A 20,449-nucleotide genomic window follows, 5' to 3' on the forward strand; every position below is an offset into this window, starting at 1 on the left:
ATTTTCATGTTATAGACAGGGTGATAGACCCGAATGCCGTTTCATTTATGGACCAGGACCGCATATTATACAGGGGAGAAGCGTTTACGCTGACCGGAAGCCGCTTGAACCAGGATGACTTCCATTGGGCGCAAGTGGAAAAGGATGGCCGGGTGAGGACGATGAAGAATGGCCGGTATTCCGAATGGCGCATTGTGCCGGAGACGGAATACGGCCCGCGCTACCGCAGCGGATTTGAGGTTCTGAACAAGGCCTACTGCCTCGCCTTGAACGAGGCAGGAGCCCTGCTCAATGAAGAAGGCACCTTCCGTACCGGAGCCAACTGGCCCTCGGTATGGACCAGGGACATCGCCTATGCCACGCATCTGGGGCTGGGAATGTGGAATGTCCGGGCCTGCATGAAAAGCCTGCAGGCCCGCGTGCGGAACGGGGAGGTGGAGCAGGATACCGGAACGGGCGGTTCCTGGCCCATTTCTTCAGACCGGGTGGTGTGGTGCATCGCCGCGTGGGAGGCGTATTGCCTGACGGGGGACGGGGACTGGCTGCTCCGGGCGTCCCGCGTGCTGGAAAAAACCTGTCTGAAGGATGAAAAGGTGCTGACGATGACAGGCGGCCTGATGAAAGGAGAGTCTTCCTTTCTGGATTGGAGGGAACAGAGTTATCCGGCCTGGATGACTTCGGCGGACATCGGGGATTCTTCCTGCCTTTCCACCATGGTTCTGCACGCCGCGGCCCGGAAAATGCTGGCCCGGATGTTCCGGGAGCTGGGGATGGAAGGAAAGGCACGGGAATGGGACGGAAAGGGAGCGGCTCTTTCCGTAGTGGTTGAAAAATTTTTCCGCATTCCGGGCAACGATTTGTACGGACAGTATCTGTATGGCCGGGGGTACCCCGTTCTGTCGGAAAAGGTGGACAGCCTGGGAAATATGCTTTGCGTGCTCCTGGGCCACGCGCATGGCGCCCATGCGGCGCGCATGGTGGCAGCACTGCCCCATTGCGTTTACGGCATTCCCTGTTTCCATCCCCAGATGCCGGAAGATGTGCCTCCATACCACAACCGGGCCACCTGGCCGTTCCTGGAGGGGTATTATGCGCAGGCCGCCGCGGCCACAGGGAATGAGTGCGGGCTGGCCCTGGCGCTGGCCTGCATGGTGCGCGCGGCACTTCTGTGCGGCACCAACAAGGAGAACCTTCTTCTGGAAACTGGGCTGGACGAGGGACTCCTGCTCAGTTCCGACAGCCAGCTCTGGAGCATTGCCGGCATGCTGGGAGGTTTTTACAAGGGATTGTTCGGACTTCGCGTTTCCCCAGACTCCCTGGAGTTCCGCCCGTGCATTCCGGATTCCTTTGCGGGCGTGCACGAGCTGTCCGGGCTGGAATACCGCGGCATGACGGTGGATGTCAGGGTGAGCGGGCAGGGCAGGCGGATTGTCTGCTGCCGGATCAACGGGCAGGAAGCTGACCCGGTGCTGCCCGCCGGGGGGAAGGGAAGAAAGGCTGTGGAACTGGAACTGGCCTCGGATGGTGAACATCCCGGGCAAGTGAATTTGTCGCATGTAAAACGGAGCCTGGCGTCCCCCGAATGGAAAGCCAGCCGCCACGGGATCTCCTGGACCGCCGTTCCCGGCGCGGATTATTACCGTGTATTTCGGAACGGAATTCCCGTGTCCCAGACGGAATATTGCTACTACATTGCCGCCCCGGCGGAAGGGGAGGCGCATTACCAGGTGATGGCCGTTGCTCTGGATGGGAGGGAATCCTTTCTGAATGAACCCAATGAGTATCCTTCCGCGGATTCGCGCCTGGAGACACGCCCCTGCGGCCTGGCCGGAGACGAGGTCTGGTCCTCCCGCGTCACCAAGTCTCCGGACGCGCTGTTTTACAACGTGAACATTGACCGTCCGGGCGTGTACCGGGTGGATGCGTTTTTTGCCAACGGCACCTATGACGTGTCCGACGGGAATACCTGCGCCATGCGCAGCCTGTATCTGAACGGGCGGCGGGCGGGCACGCTGGCCTTTCCCCATACGTCCCGGTCTGGCAACTGGGACTGCTTCATTTATTCCACTGCCGTGGAGGTCGTGCTGAAGCCGGGGCCATGCCGCGTGGAGCTGGCGTATGATTCATTTTCCGTGAATATGAACCGCCTGGTGAATGATGCAGTGATAAAACATCTCCGTTTCACGCGTATATCCTGACGACTTCATGGATTTTATGTCTAAACGTTTTTTTGTACTCCTGCTGGCCCTGGGAACGGGGATATGGAATGCCCGCGGCATGGACGGAGATGTCTCCCCTGCTGCTCCCGTTCAGTCTGACGCCCCCGCAGGGGCGGAGTTTACACGCCTGCCCGTGAGTTGGAGGGCGAATCCCCGGGATGTCGCCAACGCAAAAGCGGCTTGGAAGACACTGAGCGTCTACCATCAGGGAAAACCCGCGTCCGGCAGAAAGCTGCATGTGGTTTACGTAACGTTCAAGGACAGGCCGGCCCTGGACAAGTACCGGGAACGGTATGATCATTTGCTGAAAAATATCCAGGCCTATTATGCGGACCAGATGCAGGCCAACGGTTTTCCTCCCCTGACGTTCAAGCTGGACCTGGACGCCCAGGGGCGCCTGATTGTGCATGACGCTTATGTGGACAAGCCCATGAGCGGGATGAATGTGCAGAATTCCGGCCCCGTTTCCCGTGAAGCCGCCAGGAAGGTGCTGGCTTCCAAGGGCATTGACATTGAAAAAGAGCATGTGCTGATCATCTGCCAGCTTCCGGATGGTGTGGGCCCCTATTACGGCGGCGGCTTCAGCCACCAGGGTACTGGCTGGACCTGTGACCAGGAAGGGCTGGACCCCGCCAATTTCCTGGACACTTCCATGATGACGGGCGGCCGCTTCAAAGTTACCAAAGGCAAGAATGCCTCCATTTACATAGGAGGAACGGCTCATGAACTGGGGCACTCCTTCGGCCTTCCCCATACGGGGACGGGATGGGATTATCCCGATGCCGGGGAATCACTGATGGGTTCCGGCAACTATACGTACGGCAACGAATTGCGCAAGGAGGGCAAGGGCTCGTTCCTGGCGCCGACAGATGCCTTGAAGCTGGCCAGCGTTCCCCTCTTCAACGGCGTGGAAACCTCCCTTCCCGCGGATGCCTCCTTCGGCCGCATGATCGGCAAGTACGTTCCGGGTTCCTTTGAACGGCTGGAGGCCATTCCCGTCAAGGACGGCTTGCGCTTGAAAGGAAAAGTCAGGCTTGACCGCCCGGCTTACGGGATTGTGGCCCATCTGGACCCGCCCGGCGGTTCCGACTATGACTCCAATGCCGTGGGCGGCGCCTTGAACGGCAGCGGAGAGTTTGACCTGACCATTTGCAGGCCCGGGTTCAAGGGCGGCTTTATCGAGATGCGCGTGGCCGTTCTGAACTGCGACAGCACGCGCTGCATGACCACGCTGCCCGTGTGGCTGGACGAGCAGGGGGCCAAAGTGCCTTCACTGGCACAGTCCGTTTACTTCGGCGATGTGCAAAACCTGTGGATGCGCGGCCGCACGGATGAAGCGGGGAAGGCCTTGGCGGAAGTGGAACGCAGGCATGGCTCCAGGCCGGAGGTGAAGGAATGGCTTTCTGTCTGGAAGCGCGCCTTGGAACGCAGGGACGTCTCCCAGGAATTCACGCCTGCCGGAGTCCCGGCGGACCTTGCCCGCGTCAGCCTGAATGACTGCAAGCCCTCCGTAGCGCAGGTGGGGTGGGCCGTTCCTCTGTGGGATGTCCTCTTCCCGTCGGATCTGGGACCTGTTCCATTCTTCAAGACAATCGGCCGTCCGGAACATTTCATCCTGGCGCATGCCCCGGCGGTTTTCGCCTATGATCTGAATGGCGCCTGGAAGGAATTCCACGCGGATGTGGGGTTGCCGTTCGGCTCCGATGGCAGCGTCAGGTTTGGCGTTTATCTGGATGGGAAAAAGCTTTTTGAATCCCCCGTGCTGAAAGACGGCTCTTCCGTGCCGGTCCGGGTAGCGGTGGAAGGCGGGAAAAAGCTGGAAATCCGCGTGGATGACGCCGGAGACGGGAATACGGCGGACTGGGGCATCATTGCCAACGGCGTTCTTACCCGGTAAAATTTGGCGGCCACTGGCGGAGAAATATGACATTAGGCTTGTCTTTTGTCCTTTCTCATAGTGTTCTGTGGACTAGCCATGATTGGGATGAACGCAAAGCTATGGGGCGCGGCGGCGCTGATCGCCTTGAGTGTGCCCTTGGCTGCGGAAACGGCGGCGGAAAACGCTCCGGGCGGACCGCCTGCCGGAGACGAAGGGAAGGATGACCGGACGGAACGCGTCGGAAATCTGTTTTCCGGTTCCATGATGCCGGAGATGCCTTCCTATCTGACAATCTCCAACGAGGGGCCCCTCAGCTATATCCACGACCGCAAGACGTTCATTTTTGAAGGCGCTCCGCAGGTTCACATCATTACGGACACCGGGCTGGAAGTGTTTGCCGACCGGGCAGAGGTGGATGCTGCCGCCGACAAGGTTTTTTTCAAGGGCAACCTGTCCATTTACCAGCATGACAGCCGGACGAATACCAGCAGCCTGACGCGTGCCGGCAGCGCGGAATACGACCGGAAAAGCGATTCCTTCACTTCCGACGCCCTGAAGACGAAGGTGGACGGAATGATTCTGCGCAGCGGCAACTTTGAGTACAGGACGGACGAAAAGGGGCAGTCCTATCTGGAAGCGTTTGATGCTTCCATTACCGCGGAAGATGTGAGCGACCCCCTCACCTGGATTTCCGCGGACAGGATACGCGTATACCCGGAAGACAGGTTTTCCTTCAAGAATCTGACCCTCCATTACGGCGGCGTTCCCTTCTTTTATTTTCCCTATCTCAGCCATTCCCTGAATCCGGAAGTGGGATACCTGCCCATGCCCGGAGTCAGGTCCATATGGGGGCCTTATCTGCTGAACGAGTACGGCTTTCTTCTGGGAAACAGGAGGGTGGAAAACCACATGCCCTCCGCCGATTACCTGGGTACCCTGCATCTGGACTACCGCACCCGGCGCGGTTTTGCGTACGGCCTGGATATCCGGGACGTGCCGCTGGAGGAGAGATGTCCGGACATGACGGGCCTGTCCGTGTACATGACCCGTGACCGGGGGGCGAAGATTTCCGCGGGCGATGACGAGTACCGTGAACACCTGGACCCCGACAGGTGGCGCCTGGCGCTCCAGCAGATGTGGTCCCTCCGGGAAAACGCCCTGACGGAATGGCGTCTGAAAGCCAATGTCAACATGCTGAGCGACGAGTACATGCTGCGTGACTTCTACCCGGAGATCTACCAGCGCAACTCCTCTCCGGACAACACGGTGCTTCTTTCCCGCACGGACGATACCAATGATTTTTCCCTTCTGCACCGTTTCGTGCCCAACAATTTCTACATGGCGGACCAGCGGACGGAATTGAGCTACGAACGCATCAAATCTCCCATCTTCCGCTCCCCCGTCATGTATGAAAGCCGCACCAGTTTTGCCTTCCTGAAGCAGTATGTGCCGCCTTTCATGCGGACGGATATCCGGGACCTGGTGGACCGCCTGGAGCCGGGAAGCCCTGCCTATGACTACTGGGCCCGCATGCTCATGACGGACGGATACAGCAGGTTCCATACGTTCCATGAATTTTCCGCTTCCCATAAAATCATGGGATTCCTGAACCTTACCCCCAAGGTGGGCGGCGGCTACACGGGTTATTACGATACGGGAGACAACAAGCCGCTCAACCAGGGCATTTTTTACGCGGGGACGGACGCGGACTTCAAATTCTCCCGCCGCTATTCTTCCGTGTACAGCGATTCCATGGGGCTCAACGGCATGAACCACATTGTCCAGCCGCACTTCACGCTGGCGTACGTGAAGACCAATACGCTGCATGAACTTTATCCCCAGATTGACGGAGATACGCCTACTACCAATCCTCCTTCGCTGAGCATGGGAAGATATACGGAGATCGATTCCCTGTCTTCCGGCCTGGTTTTTCGCTACGGGCTCCGCAACATGCTGATGACCAGCCGGGATGCCAATTCCCACCGCTGGTTTTCCTGGGATGTGTTCATGGACGCCTACTTATATGATCCCGTTGACCGGAGGGACTTCTCCAACCTGTTCTCCTTCATGCGCTGGAATCCCGTTCCGTGGATGGAGTACCGTTCGGAAATGCAGGCGCCCCTTTTGGGGAGGGACAGGGTGTCCGGCTGCCGTGAATACAACAACTCCCTGCGCTTCATGCCCTGGCGGTCCACGGAAATCTCTGTGGGGCACCGTTATTTGAACCAGCACGCCTTGTTGGAGGACAACAGCCAGCTGGACCTGCGCATTCTCCAGCGGTTTTCGGAAGCCTGGGCTTTCAGCGGCAAATGGCGCTTCTCCCTATTGGACGGCAAGCTGGATATTCAGGAATACAACATGTACCATAATATGGGGTCATGGTACCTGGGCGTGGGAGTGTTCGTACGCAAAAACGGCGGCAGGAACGAATTCGGCCTGGGAATCAGCTTCACAATTCAGGAGACAGGCGACCATATGCCGGTTAAATTCCTGTAGTCTTGCGCCCGGATACGGCAAATGGAAATGCCGGAGGAACGTGGAGATAGTCCGCGCATTCCGCCATTCCGGTCATATCACGACCCTCCTGTCCTGCCTGCGGCCATTTCTTCCGTATTCCGGCCGGAACCCCTGCCGCCATGATGCCTGCGTGCCGGAACCTTGGCTTGCATTCCGGCAAAGAAGAAGGATGATGAAGAACAAAGGGCGGAAGCGGATGGCATGAAAAGTGCGTTTCTGACGCCATGCATCCGCGGGAAGCTCTGAATCATTGGTCTTATAACGAATATGAATGCTCAGGAATTGATTAAAACGCTGGAATGGCGCTATGCCACCAAGATATTCAACCCGAACCGCCGCATTCCGGAGGCGGACTGGAACGCCCTGCTGGAATCCCTGCATTTGAGCCCTTCCTCCCTGGGATTGCAAATGTGGAAGTTCATTGACGTGCGGGAGCCGTCCGTGCGAGCGGAGCTTCGCTCCGTTTCCTGGGACCAGCCGCAGGTGACGGACTCCTCCCATCTGGTGGTGTTCTGCGCGCGCAGGGACTTTTCCACGGAAGACGTGCAGCGTTATCTGGAACGCATTGTGGAAGTGCGCGGCGTGACGATGGAATCCCTGAACCTTTACCGGGACCGGATTGTTGAGCTGGCGGGTTCCAAATCCCCGGACGTGCTCAAGGCATGGCTGGAACGCCAGGTGTACATCGCGCTGGGATTCATGATGAGCTGTGCCGCAAACTTGCGGATAGATACGTGCGCGCTGGAAGGCATGGACCCGGCTGCATATGACCGTATCCTGAAACTGGAAGATTCCCCATATTATACGCTCTGCGCCCTGGCCCTGGGCTACCGGGATGAGGAAGCGGACAAGTACGCCCGTCTGGCCAAGGTCCGGTTTGACCGCGGCGACGTCATCCAGGTCATCTGAGGGCTGTTTTCCTAAAGTGCCAGCAGCCTTGCCATGTCTTCCGGCAGGGGCGATTCCGCGGTGAAGGTTTCTTCATCAAAGGGAAACTCCAGCCGGCAGGCGTGCAGGGCATGGCGGTGCAGGATCAGCTGCTTCTCCAGTTCCCGGTTCCAGCCGTGTTGGATGTATTCCAGGTAGCAATCCTCGGAGGGGCCGTAAATCTTGTCTCCCGCGATGGAATGGCCCAGATGCTCCAGATGCACGCGTATCTGGTGCATGCGGCCTGTTTCCGGAATGCACCGGACCAGGGCCAGAGGGCCGCTGGCCGATTCCAGGGTGCGCTCTACACGGAATGCCGTGATGCATTCCTTTCCGGCGGGATGTACTGTTTGTTTTACCCAGATGCGGCTTTCCCCTACTTCCCCCTGCCGCAGGATGGGGGCCGTGCAGACCGTTTCCTTCCATTCTGGCCATCCCCTGACGATGGCCAGGTATTCCTTGTGCATCAGCCGCCGTTGCATGGCGCGCCCCAGCTGGCGGGCGGCGCTTCTGTTTTTCGCAATCAGGGTCAGGCCGCTGGTTTCCCTGTCCAGCCGGTTGACCAGGGAAAGGGCGGCTCCGTTGACCAGTTCGTAACGCAGCAGCTCCTCCACGCCTTCCAGCAGGTTGGGTTCCCGCTTCCCGTTGGACGGATGGACGATCAGCGGGGCTCCCTTGCTCACCACAATCCAGTCTTCCGACTCCGCCGCCACATCAAAATGAGGGAAACAGGAAATAGGCTCGTCGGAGATGGGAATCCACATGGAAGGAGGGATTAAATCATGTCCGGGCGGATGGGCGTCCAGTCTCCGGGTTCCAGGTTCAGGTCTTCAAGCTTCAGCCTGCCGATGGAAACGCGGCGCAGGGAGGCCACGGGAGCGCCCACGGCGGCCAGCATGCGGCGCACCTGGTGGTACTTTCCTTCCGTCAGCGTCAGCAGTGCGCGGCGCGGTTCCAGGATTTCCAGGCGGGCGGGGGCGCAGGGGTGCCTTTCTCCCTCCAGCGTCAGCGTGCCGGCGGCGAACAGTTCCACGGCCTCCGCGGGGATGTCCTGTTCCGTGGCAGCCTCATACACTTTGGCAACGTGGTGCCTGGGGGAAGTCATGCGGTGGATGAACTTGCCGTCGTCCGTGATCAGGAGCAATCCGGACGTTTCCTTGTCCAGCCGTCCGACGGAGGAAACGGCGGGATTCCGGTGTCTCCACTGGAAGGGCAGGAGGTCGTAAATCACGTCCCCTTCCTCTTCGTCGTGGCTGCATGTGTAGCCGGCTGGCTTGTGGAGGGCCGCATACAGCCCTTCCGGGAATTCCACCGGTTCTCCGTCTATCAGGACGTCTTCCGCCTGAACTTTGTCCGCGGGGTTGGCGCATGCGCTCCCCCCGGACGTAACGGAGTGGCGTTTGATCCATCCCGGCGCTTCCCGCCTGGAACAGTACCCGTAGCGGGATAAAAGAGCGTCCAGTCTCATGCGGCGTATTTTTTCCTAACGGGAACAAAAAACAAGATTGAAATACGCCCCCCTGATTGATAGTATTAAACTATTACATGCGGGAACTCCCTGTTTGGAGTTTTTCCGATGCTTATCATTTACACTCATATAGTTCCATGATTGATACGATTACAGAAGACCAGCTGACCCCCCAGCAGGCCGAATTTTGGGTGCGCGCCCGCCAGGCGGTGGATATGAACAACTTTCCCTATGCTGTCAGCCTTCTCAAGGCGCTGGTAAAGCAGCTGCCGGGCTTTCTGGAAGGGCGGCAGGCCCTGCGCGCCTGTGAAATCAAGCTGAATCCGGAGCCCAAGAAAGGCGGCCTGTTCAGCGGCATGAAAATCAGCACCAGCAAGCTCACCTCATCCAAAAAGGATGCGGCCACCCAGCTCTCCTCCCTGGAGGACGAACTGGAAAACGATCCTTACAGCATTCCGGTGAATGAGGCGCTGTACGCAGCCGCCATGGAGGTGGACTTTCCGGACCTGGCCGCCTTTGCGCTGGAAACCATCCGCCAGGGGCATCCCACCAACAAGAAAATGCTCCATATGCTGGCTTCCCACTATGTCTCCAGAGATCTTCCGGCCAAGGCCGCGGAAGTGTTCCACGACATCGTGAAGCTGGACCCCACGGACAGCGTGGCGGTGAAAAGCGAGAAGGACTGCATGGCCCGCGCCACGATGCAGCAACAGAAGTGGGAAGAGGCCAAGAGCTTCAAGGACGTGATGAAGGATTCCTCCGAAACGAATGCTCTGGACAAGAGCGACAAGAAAGGCCTTACCCGTGCGGAACTGGAAGAACGCCTGGGCCTTCTTTCCGCCCGCTATGCCCAGAACCAGCAGGATCAGGCCGTGGTGCGGGACATCGCCAACGTTTACGAACAGATGGAGGACTGGGCCAACGCCTACTCCTTCTATAGCTACGCCTTCAGTCTCAGCAACAACGACATCTCCCTGGAAAACAAGGCCGGGGAAATGAACGAGCGCCTGCGCAAGGCCCAGGTGGAGGAAATCCGCAAGCGCGCCGCCGCGGACCCGGACAACAAGGAGCTTCAGGAGCAACTGGCCCAGTTCAGCCGGGAAGCCGCCGAACAGCAGGTGGCCCTGTGCCGCCAGCGCGTGGAAAACAATCCCACGGATCCGCAGACGCGTTTTGAACTCGGGCAGGCCCTCTTTGACTGCGGCAACTATACGGAGGCCATCCCGGAACTCCAGCGCGCCCGCAACAACCCCCATATCCGCATCCGCGCCATGCTGCTGCTCGGCAAATGTTATGACGCCAAGAACATGCACGACATGGCCCTTCGCCAATTGGAAGAGGCCAACAAGGAATTGATTGAAATGAATGACACCAAGAAGGAAATCCTCTACATGATCGGCCTGCTTTATGAAAAGCTCGGCAAGAAGGAGGAATCCCTGGCGGCATTCCAGCAGATTTACGATGCCGAATACGGTTACCGGGATGTAGCCCGGCGCGTAGAATCCTCTTATGGCAGTTAACGGCTGCCTGCCGCAGTTCAGATGGAAACGGGATATCCCTTTGACGGGGTATCCCGTTTTTTATGGAGGCAGGGGGTGAATGCCGCTGGAAACGGCGGAAAAAAGGTCCGGCAGTTTTCAATGCCTCCGGAATGCTGATTTTTTCTCTTGCCCCTTGAACGGGAAATGTTAGCGTTAATCATTCATGAAAAATGGTTTTGTGAAGTTCCTGACTGTATGCGCCTTGTGTCCGTTGGCCGTCCACCTTTCCCGGAGCGGGGATGTCCCGGAGAAGGAAACTCTTTCCGCATCCCTGTGTTCAGCCTATGCCAGAACATGGTGGCAGCCCGGTGTCAAAAATCCGGAAAAGACGTTTCATGTGGATTTGAAAATCATGAAGCCCGCCTTGTGGAGGATGGTGTACTGCAATGAGAAAGATGCCCGTCTGGCTGTTCATGATTCCACGGGCGGCCGTTTCGGCGTCCTTTGTTGCGAAGAATCCCTGTTCATGGAGGACCTGGAACATCCGGTACTGGAAATGGAATGCAGGGACTGGCTTCCTGCGGCCGGGGCGGCATGGGTGGAACTGAAAGGGAAAATTCCGTGCATTATCGGAAAGGAGGAGGCCTTGTCCGAAGGCCTTTCCTTCACCGTGGGGCAGAAAGACCAGAAGAAGCCTTTGCTTCTGAAAGGAGCCGTTCTTGAGGAGGCCGGAAGCGAAAAGGATGGACGGGGCTCCCTGGAGATGTCATTTGTCCGGGACAGGGATTCAGGGGGGCTCAGGATGGAGATGAAGTTGAAATCTTCCCGGTATATGGGGATTCTGCGCCTGGAGCTGACGACGCCGGAAGGCGCTCCTTTTCCGGCGAGAGAAGATTTATTCAGCCGTAGCAGCTCATCCGGGGAATATTCATGGTTCTGGTCTTATTTATTGAATCCGGATGAGAAAGGGAAAGTTCATGTTGCCGTGAATTACATGACCGGGCTGGAATGGGTGGATATGCCTGTGGAAATTAAATTCGGCATGTCCGGACTGGTGCAGGATTCTCAAAAGGGCGAATGATATGAAGATGATGCAGTCCATAGGACACGGCGCGGGAATCTTTCTTCTGTTTTCCGGAGCGGCATTCTCCAGCGAGGGTGGAAAGGATGTTCCCTCAGAAGTGGGGGTGTCATTTACGCAAGTAGGACTGGAACGTGACATGTGGTTTGACGGAGAGAAGAGCCCATTGGAATGGAGGTGCCGTGCCGTTCTTTTTATCCCTGACCGCTGGGGATTCTGGAATCCTTCGAATACGGAGCGGCAATTCATGGAGGCCGTGGATTCCACAGGCCGGGAATTGTCTCCGGTGAGGTTTGACTTGGGAAGGATGGATCAAAGCCGTGACAGGGGAATCTCTTATATGGAGATTGAAGGCTTTGCTCCATCTCTTCCTTCTCCCGGGGCGGAGTGGGTGCGGTTGAAGGGATTGCTGAGGGTCCCCGTGGCGCTCATCATGGATAGCCCTGTTTATGTACTCCCGCTGCGGAAGGGAGCGTCCGTCCTTATTCCCTTGCCGGGGAATGAAAAAGGGAATACGGGGAAGTTGGAGGATGTGGTGGCGTCCGACGACATGCCGATGGGGATGCTTTATTTCAAGGATTTTACGTGGACGAGGAAGGATGGAAAAAAGACCTTTTCCGTAACGGTTTGCCTGGACGTGGATACTCCCTTTTATCTGGATGAATTCCAGTTGCTTGACGAAAAAGGCAAATTGCTGTCCGCCGGCATGGACAGTTATTCTTCATCCGGAAATGATAATTCAATAATATGGGAAACCGCGTTGGAGTTTTCTGTTGCCAAAGAGATGGGGAACATTGGGATACGGTTGCGTTACAGAGGAGAGCCGGAACATGTATCCGTCCCTGTGGACGTCAAGCTGGGCATGGGCGGGGAAATCCGGAAGGAACCGGAGAAGCGGGAGGAAAGGCGGAATGGATAGGAACTCCGCATGAGGGGAATGATCTGGATTTTTGGAAGCCGGAACTGCGTTTTGACCTTGTTTCCGGGAGGGGGGCTGGTATGGTGAAAATTCCCTCGTACCCTCCCTGTTATGTTGTACCGTTTTTTATTCCTTGCCGCCTTCGCCTGCGGCCTGACAACACCGTGTTTTTCTTCTGGAAAAGAATCCGTTCCGGAACCGTCCGTTGACGTCTCCCTTTATCAATGGTCCACGAACACGTCTTTTCGGCAGACGCCTCCTGTGGAGAGCAGGGAATTCCAGCTGGAAATGAAGGTCGCCGGAAATTCTCCCTGGAAGGTAATCTATTGTGAAGATAAAGAACATGAATTGAGCCTGAAGGATTCTACCGGATCCTCCTGTTCCGGGATGGAATGCAGGTATTACGCTTCCCATAAGCCGGAAAGGGACAGGAGAGATGGCATTGTTTACGTAACTGCGGATTCCTGGCTTCCTTCCCCGGATGCTGTGTGGACGGAAGTGAAAGGCGACATTCCTTGCGTGGTGTCTTGTGCCACGGCTGATTCGGAAAGCGTGAAAATCAAGCTGGAGAAGGGATTTTCCATTCCTGTGGTGCTAAAGAACGCCGGAATGGAACAGGAAGGAGGGAAAGGCGGCCATGATGTGGAAGCTGTGCTGGAGGTGGAAAATTATCAGGCCGGGAAAGAGGAAAACTCCGGCAGTTGGCTGGTACTCCAGCTGACTTCATCTGAAAAGATAGGTTTTCTGGATTTTGAATTGAAGGCGGCTGATGATACTGTGTTATCGGTTAGAACCTCCGGGAGAGGATTTGGAACGGCTGAAAACAAGTATGAATGGAATCGATATTTGTCTGTGGAGGGAATAGAAGGCAATGAACTGTCCGTAACTGTCAGGCATGCGGTGAATTTGAAGAGGATCATGGCTTCGGTTGATATCAGAAGCGGCCTGTTCGGGCAGATGGAGAAGATGGAAATGAAGAAAGAGGGAAATGGCCATGAATAGGAAAAGTGTGGTAAACATGCTGCTTGTTCTGGGCGTAGCTGCGGCCGTCTGCCCGGTAGCATGGGGGGAAGAGGAAGTGGAAAAACCTGTAAAGGCCAGATTTACCTCCGTGAAGGTGGCAAGCGAGGAATTATGGATGAACGGGCAGTTGGAGGAAGGTCCCTTGCAACTGGTTTTTGAGATAAGGCTGGATATCAAGCCCCATTTGTCTTTCCAAAGGAATTTCGATTCCATTCAATATCTGGAAATGACGGATTCCTCCGGAAGAAAGCTGTCCCCTGTGGAATTCAATCTGGGCTATCTGTATCAGCAGGGTTATGATGGAGAAGCATATGCATGCGTGTTCGGGAAAGTTGGGGAATTGCCTCTTCCGGATGTGGCATGGCTCCGGCTGAAGGGAATGCTGAAGGTTCCCGTTGCTCGGCTGGTGACGGGGCCTGTTTATGAACTCGTTCCAAAAAAGGGAACGGAAATGCATGTTCCGCTGCCCAGGGAGACGGATGATAAAACTGCCGCTCCCGAAGATATCGTAGTGGCAGGAGATCCCTCTACGGGAAGGCTTTTTCTTGATGAATATGAGGTCGTTGAAAAGGACGGCAAGAAAACGGTTACGGCAGAGATCGGGCTGAAGACGGATTCTCCTTTTGAGCTGGAAGGATTCCAGGTTCTGGATGCCAAAGATGCCGTTTTGAAAACCGACTTGAGGGGCAGTTCTTCCGGAAGGTCGGGAGAATCAAAAAGGTGGACAAGATCTTTCCGGTTTGAGGCTCCGAAAGACTTCTCGAAAATGAGAATAAGAATGGTGTACAGGGTTCCTGTGGAATCCGTGGCCGTTCCCGTGGATGCCAAAATAGGCATGAGGGGTGAGATACCGGAGGAGCCGGAAAAAGGAAAGGGCGGGGGGCGCCGGTAATGCGTGTTTGGGAGTGAAGATACGGCAATTTTGGGAAGTTGCTGGGATGGGCATTGGTATAGGGACATGGATTCGCGGGTGGTTATGTCCTTCCGCAGTCTTTTCATGACCTGACGTTTCCCATTTCCGTCCGGATGTGTGTTGCAGGATGGCCTTTGTTGTTCCATCGTTGAAAAACCGGCTTCCGGAAAGTCTGCCGTATCCGTTTCGAGGCACGGTTGTATGCAGCGTGAAACTGCCGGGAATTCGCGAAAGTGCGGAATCCGTCTTCTTTCCGGGAATGTCGTGGAAGCATTTTCCCGTTGCCGCCGGGCATGATTCTCGTCTTTGGCGGGATGTTTACGTTTTCCCGGCAAAGGTGTATTTTAAAAGTTGATTCAGAAAATAAAAATGTTACTTGTGTGAAATAACAAACTACCTGTGAATGAGATGATACAGTATTTCCATCTGCCCCGGGTGGCAGCCGTTTGCTGTTTTTTGCTTGCTTTCCCTTCCTATGGGGAGAAAGGAACCGAAAATCCGGCTTTTTCCGCTTCGCTGTACAAATGGTCGACAAGGCCTGCCGAATCCGGGGATTTTCCCTTGAAGCGGGAACTTCAAATAGGCCTGAAGATCAAGGAGGAATCCGATTGGAAAATCGCCTATTTCCGGGAAGGCGGGACCGGTGTGACTGTGGTGGATTCAAGGGGTTCCTCCTGCTCCGGCATGAAGAGCGATTATTCCGTTTTTTTCTCTTCCGGATGCCGCATCAGGAATGAAAGAATCCTTCTGTCAACGGAGTCGTGGCTGCCGTCGGCGGAAGCGAAGTGGATTGAGGTAAAGGGAAACTTGCCTTTTGTCGTTTCCCGCGATTCTTCCGTGTCGGAAAATGTCGTGCTGAAGCTGGTCGAGGATTTTTCAGCGCCGCTGGTACTTAAGGGCGCCGCCCTGGATGGGGGAGACGTAAATGTGATGCTGAAAGTGGATTCCCTTAGACCGAATCCCTTGAGAAAGGGAACCCTCAGCGTCACCATCAGCATGAGTTCCGAAGCTCCGGTGGGATTCCTGGATTTTGAAGTGCAAAGAACGGACGGGACAGCTATTCTGGGAAAATGCGGCGGGGAAAAAGATAGAAATTCCGCACGGAAACATGGGTGGCGCCAGTTTCTGGTGCTGGACGGCACGCACGATGAAGAAGTGATTGTGGCCGTCAAATATTTGGTCCGCTTGAAAGAAGCCGTGGTTCCCGTTCATGGGCGCAGCGGCCTGTTCGGCACGGTGGCGAAGGAAAAGGTTCAACCGGGAAGGAATTGAGATGAAGGAGCATGAGATGATGATGAAGGGCCGGATTTTTCTGTGTACCGTGTTCATGGCATGGGCTGCCGTGATGAATGGCGGACATGCCGCGGAGGAAAATCCCGTGAAAGTTGGAGTGGGTCATGTCGGCTGGGAACCCCATCTGATGTGGCACTGCAGTGGTGAAGAAGATCTGGGGGATTTTAAGGAAACGGAACCGGAGTTGGGAATATCGCTCATGCTGAGCGCCAGGGAACCGTTGTGCTTTCCGAAATATGCCCATGGCGGGAAACAGGTTTTGGAACTTATTGATTCCTCCGGCAGGAAACTTGCTCCGGTCACGTTTGATTTGGAACAATTATTTCAAAGACAGGAACAAGGCGTTACTTATGCGAACGTTGCCGGAACTCTGAAAGAGGCTCCGGGGCCGGATATCTCCTGGCTGCGCCTGAGAGGGGAATTAACCATGCCTCTTGCGCGGTTCCAGCAAAGTCCGGTTTATGAACTGGCCTTCCAGTCCGGCGCGCAGATGGATATTCTTCTGCACAACGACAGTGCGGAGGAAGAGGCGGGAAATGGCGACATTGTCGTGGGTGAAGATGGTTCTGTGGGAAAACTTTCCCTCGGTGAGTGCGGGATTTTTGAAAAGGAGGGGAAAAAGATGGCCCGGGTGGAAATTGTGCTGGAAATAGAGTCTCATTTTGATCTGACCGATTTTCAGATATTGAATGACAGGAATGGAGTTCTGGAATCCACATGCCTGAGCAGGATAGCGTCGGGAGAAGGCTTTTCTTTCTCTCCCTTTTGCTACGTGAAGAGTCTGCTTGAATTGGAAGCGCCGGAAGATCTCCGGAAGCTCAGGATCAGGCTGCTTTACAGGGTGCGGCAGAAGGCGGTCACCGTTCCGGTGGATATTAAATTTGGCATGAGGGGGGAAATCCGGGAGGAACCGGAAAAAGGGAAGGGCGCCCTCCTCCGTTGATTGTTGCACCGCAACCCGGCACTGATTTTCTGGAAATTATCCATGTTGATGATTGTGAATAAATAATATATTTATTGGAATGGGACTAACGTTTAACTATTTTATATTTTGCCGTTTTTTATTCTGCCCGGCGGTTTGGGGAATGGCCCTTTGCTCTTCCTCTTTTGCCGGGGAAATACCTGAAGAACCTGTCATAACCGTTTCCCCTTACAACTGGTCCACACAATCTGTACGGATGGGAGACCCTTCACGGAAGAGGCAGCTTGATCTTGAATTGAAAGTCACGATGAAGGCCGCAGAAGAGTCCGGTTGGAAAATTGCCTGCTGCGGGGTCAGTGAAAGTGGATTGAAGCTGGCGGACTCGGAAGGTTCCTTGTGCCCCGGCATGGAGTGTTGTTATGATGACTCCCCCTCGTTGCTGGAGGGGCTGAAGAAGGGAAAGAGGATTACTTTGTCCACGGAGTCCTGGCTGCCGTCGGCAGACGCGAAATGGATGGAGGTGAGCGGAAAGATACCCTTTTTCATCTGCCGGGCTTCTTTCATGTCGGAAAGCGTTTCCCTGAAGATGGGGGAGGGAAACTCCGTTCCCCTGGTCCTCCGGAATGCCGGACCGGATGGAAAGGACGTGAATGCCGTACTGAAGGTGGTTCCCTACAAGGTTATCGGGAGCGAGGGGTGGGTATCTCTTCATCTGCTGGCACCGTCAAAAATAGGTTTTCTGGGAGTTAAAATGGAATCCGAAGCTGGAGCCGTGCTGCCCGTGAATGGTTCGTCGGAATGCATTTCCGGGGAAGCGGATCATCCCGGCGGGAAATACTGCTGGATCGTGAACTTCCGGGAGGAGGACATCAAGGGGGAGGAATGGAAGGTTTCCGTCAACTATGCTGACGAATTGAAAAAAATCATGGTTCCGGTACAGGCACGGTTCGGCCTGTTCGGAGTCATGGAAAACCGGAATATTCAACAAGAAGGGAATGGAGATGAGAATGCACGGCATGATAAGTAACTGGCTGGTTCCGGCGGCGGTGGCCCTCTCATGGGTGGCGGTTCAGACAGGACGCGGAGCGGCGGTGGAAAATGAAGTGGGCATTGGAATGGATAATGTTGGGTGGGATAGTGATCGGAGGTGCCGGAACGGCGTTTGGGAAGAAAGCGCTCTCAAGTTGAAATTCTGCATGATTTTGAGTGTCAGTGAACCACGATGTTTTGGGGAATATGCCGACACCGGGTTGCAATATCTGGATGTAACGGACTCTTCCGGACGAAAACTGGCACCGGCGGAAATCCGTTTGTCAGCAACGATTCAGAACACGGCGGATGGCATGGTGTATTTACGCATTGCCGGGACTGCCGGAGAAGCGCCTGGCCCGGATGCCGCCTGGCTGCGTTTGAAAGGAACGCTGCGGGTGCCTCTTGCCCGGCTGGTGAAGGGAGACGTTTATGAACTGCCTGCGGAGAAAGGAACGGAAGTTTACATTGACGTGCCCGGCAGCAACGGCGGGGAAGGGGAGGCAAGTGAAGATGTGGTGACAGCCCGGACGGCTTCTTCCTCAAGAATTGTTCTGAAAGAATATAAAAAAATTGAGTATGAGGGCAAAAAAATGGTCAAAGCGGAGATTGGCCTGGAGGCAGACGCTCCCATTGAGCTTTCTGCATTTCAAATCTTGAATGACAAGAATGAAGTCCTGGAAACCATGACTGGGGGAATGTCCTATTCTCCAGTGGAATCTTTCTGTAGAGCGGATGCCACGTATTTTTTTGAGGACCTTGGAGACGGGAAAAAACTCAGGATCCGGCCGATTTACAGGGCCTTCCGGAAACTAGTAAAAATTCCGGTAGATATCAAATTTGGCATGAGGGGAGAAATACGGGATGAGCCGGGAAACAGGAAATAATATCCGAACCGGAAACGGTTCTCCGGTCATCGGAAAAAGCTCTTCCGTTTTGAGATCATCGTTGGTAATGTGATTATCATTACAGGAAATCCTGTTTGTTCCCCTACCCATGCTCTACCGAATCATACCCTGGCTGTCCGTGTTTTGCTGCATGGCCGTTTGTTGTTCCGCACTTGCGAAGGAAGCTCCCGGGGAACCAGCCATATCCCTCTCCTTGGACAGATGGGAAATCAGTACGGATCCGGAAAGGATTGACTTGGAACTGTCATTCCTGGAGGAAACTGACTGGAAGGCAGCCTATTTTGATGAAAGCAACGCCAGTCTGAAATTGGTGGATTCCAGGGGAGATGCCAGTTCCAAAGGCGAGTGCCGGTATATTTCCCGCAATGACTTTGCTTTTAATGAAAAAACCGGTGAGATTTCCCTGTCCTGGGAGGACTGGCTGCCCGCGGAAGATACGGAATGGGTGGAACTGAAGGGGGAAATTCCTTTTTTCATGTACCGGACTGCCGTACTGTCGGAGAAAGTGAAGGTCAAGCTGGTCAACGGATTTTCCGTGCCGCTGACGCTCAAGGGTGCCGGCTCGAACGGCGAAGATGTGAAGGTGCAACTGTCGGTGAGCAGGTTGGGTGCCTGGTGCGGACAGGAAGAGAGTTCTCAGGTCATGTTCTCCCTGGTTTCCACCGTCAGGCTGGGCCTGCTGGACATGGAGACGCACACGGAGGACGGTACTCCGCTGCCGGTGGCGGAGTACGGTGGAAGCGGCATTGATCCCGGCGGAAAGCATGACTGGTGCCGCTATCTGGAGCTGGGCGACAGGAAGGAGGAGGGACTGGATATTTCCGTCAGGTACGCAACCGGGATGAAAAAGATCGTGGTTCCGGTGAATATCCGCTTCGGCTTGTTCGGCATGGGGGAAAAACAGGAAGGTTCAACGAAAAAAAATTGATATGAAGAGATACGCCATTCCGGGCATCTGCCTGATTCTGGGAGCTTCCCTGGGGGACGCCGCTCCGGAAAAGGATGGGAAGGAAGAAAAGCAGCCGGTAAGAATTGAATTTGTTTCCGTAGGATTATCCAAGAGGGAGCGCAAGGAAAAAATCCCGTTGGAGTTGAATGTAGAAGCAATATTAAGTGTTAAAGAGCCTTTGTCCTTTGCGGTGTGGGAGCATTCCGGAGTCCAGTATCTGGAGGCCGTAGATTCCGCGGGGAGGAAGCTGGCTCCCGTGGAGTTTGACATAAGCCCGTTTCAATCCTCCCGGAAAGGATGGCGCCAAACCGGGATGAGGGGCACGGCGGGGGAGATTCCGCTCCCGGGAGTTTCCTGGATACGGCTGCAAGGGGTATGGCGCATTTCCCTGGCCCGGACATTGAAAAGCCGCGTTTATGAGCTGCCTCTGTCAAAAGGGACGAAGATAGATGTGCCGTTGCCCGGAAACAGTGAAGAAGGGGAGGAAGGCGCCGACGTTGTATCTGTTCAGGGGCCTTCAGCGGGAAAGCTTGTGCTGGAGGATTACAGCACGTATGAAAATCAGGATGGGAAAATGGTCACAGTGATGATCGGTCTGAAGGCTGACTCCGCTTTCCGTCTGGATTCCTTCGAGATACTGAATGAAAAGGATGAATCATTGAAGGCATCCCCTCTTGGTACCAACTATTCTTCTGATGGAGACGATTCTTCCGCCTACTGGGCAAAACGTTTTGTCTTTAAAGAACCGGAAAAGCTGGAAAAACTCAGGTTCCGCATCCTTTACCAAATTCCCCATGAAACGGTAGCTGTCCCCGTGGATGTCAAACTGGGCATGAGGGGGAAAATCAGGAAAGGAAAGTGAACCTGCCCGGGGGCCGAACAGGAAAAACGATGCGGAAGCCGCTTGTATTTATTCATATG

17 protein-coding genes are annotated in these 20,449 nt (G+C 55.3%); 15 read left to right on the forward strand and 2 right to left on the reverse strand.

Annotation, left to right across the window (positions count from 1 at the left end; all coding sequences use genetic code 11):
• Positions 1 to 47 precede the first annotated feature (47 nt).
• The 4 genes from V3C19_RS03120 (at position 48) to V3C19_RS03135 (ending at position 7,524) form a co-directional block, all read left to right on the forward strand.
• Complete coding sequence (locus V3C19_RS03120; protein WP_130083055.1) at positions 48 to 2,198, forward strand: hypothetical protein; 2,151 nt, start codon at positions 48 to 50, stop codon at positions 2,196 to 2,198.
• A 16-nt stretch (positions 2,199 to 2,214) separates the two neighbouring features.
• Positions 2,215 to 4,116, forward strand: coding sequence for an NPCBM/NEW2 domain-containing protein (locus tag V3C19_RS03125; protein ID WP_295933661.1), 1,902 nt, complete (start codon positions 2,215 to 2,217; stop codon positions 4,114 to 4,116).
• Positions 4,117 to 4,203: 87 nt separating this feature from the next.
• The gene (locus V3C19_RS03130; RefSeq protein ID WP_295933663.1) at positions 4,204 to 6,594 is read left to right on the forward strand and encodes a hypothetical protein; all 2,391 of its coding nucleotides are present in this window, start codon (positions 4,204 to 4,206) and stop codon (positions 6,592 to 6,594) included.
• A gap of 288 nt (positions 6,595 to 6,882) precedes the next feature.
• The gene (locus tag V3C19_RS03135) at positions 6,883 to 7,524 is read left to right on the forward strand and encodes an NAD(P)H-dependent oxidoreductase (RefSeq protein WP_130083052.1); all 642 of its coding nucleotides are present in this window, start codon (positions 6,883 to 6,885) and stop codon (positions 7,522 to 7,524) included.
• 11 nt (positions 7,525 to 7,535) lie between these two features.
• On the opposite strand, the gene V3C19_RS03140 is transcribed toward V3C19_RS03135, so the two are convergent.
• Positions 7,536 to 8,306, reverse strand: coding sequence for an RluA family pseudouridine synthase (locus V3C19_RS03140; protein ID WP_130083051.1), 771 nt, complete (start codon positions 8,304 to 8,306; stop codon positions 7,536 to 7,538).
• 11 nt (positions 8,307 to 8,317) lie between these two features.
• Positions 8,318 to 9,010: a pseudouridine synthase gene (locus V3C19_RS03145; RefSeq protein WP_295874101.1), complete on the reverse strand. Its 693-nt coding sequence runs from the start codon at positions 9,008 to 9,010 to the stop codon at positions 8,318 to 8,320.
• A gap of 137 nt (positions 9,011 to 9,147) precedes the next feature.
• Between V3C19_RS03145 and V3C19_RS03150 the strand changes: the two genes are divergently transcribed.
• The 11 genes from V3C19_RS03150 (at position 9,148) to V3C19_RS03200 (ending at position 20,390) form a co-directional block, all read left to right on the forward strand.
• The gene (locus V3C19_RS03150) at positions 9,148 to 10,530 is read left to right on the forward strand and encodes a tetratricopeptide repeat protein (protein ID WP_161981203.1); all 1,383 of its coding nucleotides are present in this window, start codon (positions 9,148 to 9,150) and stop codon (positions 10,528 to 10,530) included.
• 184 nt (positions 10,531 to 10,714) lie between these two features.
• A complete protein-coding gene (locus tag V3C19_RS03155; RefSeq protein WP_130083048.1) occupies positions 10,715 to 11,572 on the forward strand; it encodes a hypothetical protein in 858 nt (285 codons plus the stop codon).
• Between the two features lie 7 nt (positions 11,573 to 11,579).
• Positions 11,580 to 12,491 (forward strand): hypothetical protein, encoded by a 912-nt coding sequence (locus tag V3C19_RS03160; protein WP_130083047.1) that lies wholly within the window; start codon positions 11,580 to 11,582, stop codon positions 12,489 to 12,491.
• Positions 12,492 to 12,602: 111 nt separating this feature from the next.
• On the forward strand, positions 12,603 to 13,493 hold the full coding sequence (locus tag V3C19_RS03165; RefSeq protein ID WP_130083046.1) for a hypothetical protein: 891 nt from the start codon (positions 12,603 to 12,605) through the stop codon (positions 13,491 to 13,493).
• Positions 13,486 to 14,406, forward strand: coding sequence for a hypothetical protein (locus V3C19_RS03170; RefSeq protein ID WP_295933667.1), 921 nt, complete (start codon positions 13,486 to 13,488; stop codon positions 14,404 to 14,406). Before V3C19_RS03165 ends, V3C19_RS03170 begins: the two co-directional genes overlap by 8 nt.
• A 582-nt stretch (positions 14,407 to 14,988) precedes the next feature.
• Positions 14,989 to 15,699: a hypothetical protein gene (locus V3C19_RS03175; protein ID WP_295933670.1), complete on the forward strand. Its 711-nt coding sequence runs from the start codon at positions 14,989 to 14,991 to the stop codon at positions 15,697 to 15,699.
• A gap of 55 nt (positions 15,700 to 15,754) precedes the next feature.
• Complete coding sequence (locus tag V3C19_RS03180; RefSeq protein WP_149873750.1) at positions 15,755 to 16,663, forward strand: hypothetical protein; 909 nt, start codon at positions 15,755 to 15,757, stop codon at positions 16,661 to 16,663.
• 235 nt (positions 16,664 to 16,898) lie between these two features.
• On the forward strand, positions 16,899 to 17,669 hold the full coding sequence (locus V3C19_RS03185) for a hypothetical protein (RefSeq protein WP_295933674.1): 771 nt from the start codon (positions 16,899 to 16,901) through the stop codon (positions 17,667 to 17,669).
• Positions 17,659 to 18,558: a hypothetical protein gene (locus V3C19_RS03190; RefSeq protein WP_130083041.1), complete on the forward strand. Its 900-nt coding sequence runs from the start codon at positions 17,659 to 17,661 to the stop codon at positions 18,556 to 18,558. Before V3C19_RS03185 ends, V3C19_RS03190 begins: the two co-directional genes overlap by 11 nt.
• A 109-nt stretch (positions 18,559 to 18,667) precedes the next feature.
• A complete protein-coding gene (locus tag V3C19_RS03195) occupies positions 18,668 to 19,507 on the forward strand; it encodes a hypothetical protein (RefSeq protein ID WP_295933678.1) in 840 nt (279 codons plus the stop codon).
• Position 19,508: 1 nt separating this feature from the next.
• The gene (locus V3C19_RS03200; RefSeq protein ID WP_130083039.1) at positions 19,509 to 20,390 is read left to right on the forward strand and encodes a hypothetical protein; all 882 of its coding nucleotides are present in this window, start codon (positions 19,509 to 19,511) and stop codon (positions 20,388 to 20,390) included.
• The last annotated feature ends 59 nt before the right edge of the window (positions 20,391 to 20,449 follow it).

Origin of the sequence: Akkermansia sp. AE01SA01, assembly GCF_036417395.1 — a bacterium.
Taxonomy (GTDB): domain Bacteria; phylum Verrucomicrobiota; class Verrucomicrobiia; order Verrucomicrobiales; family Akkermansiaceae; genus Akkermansia.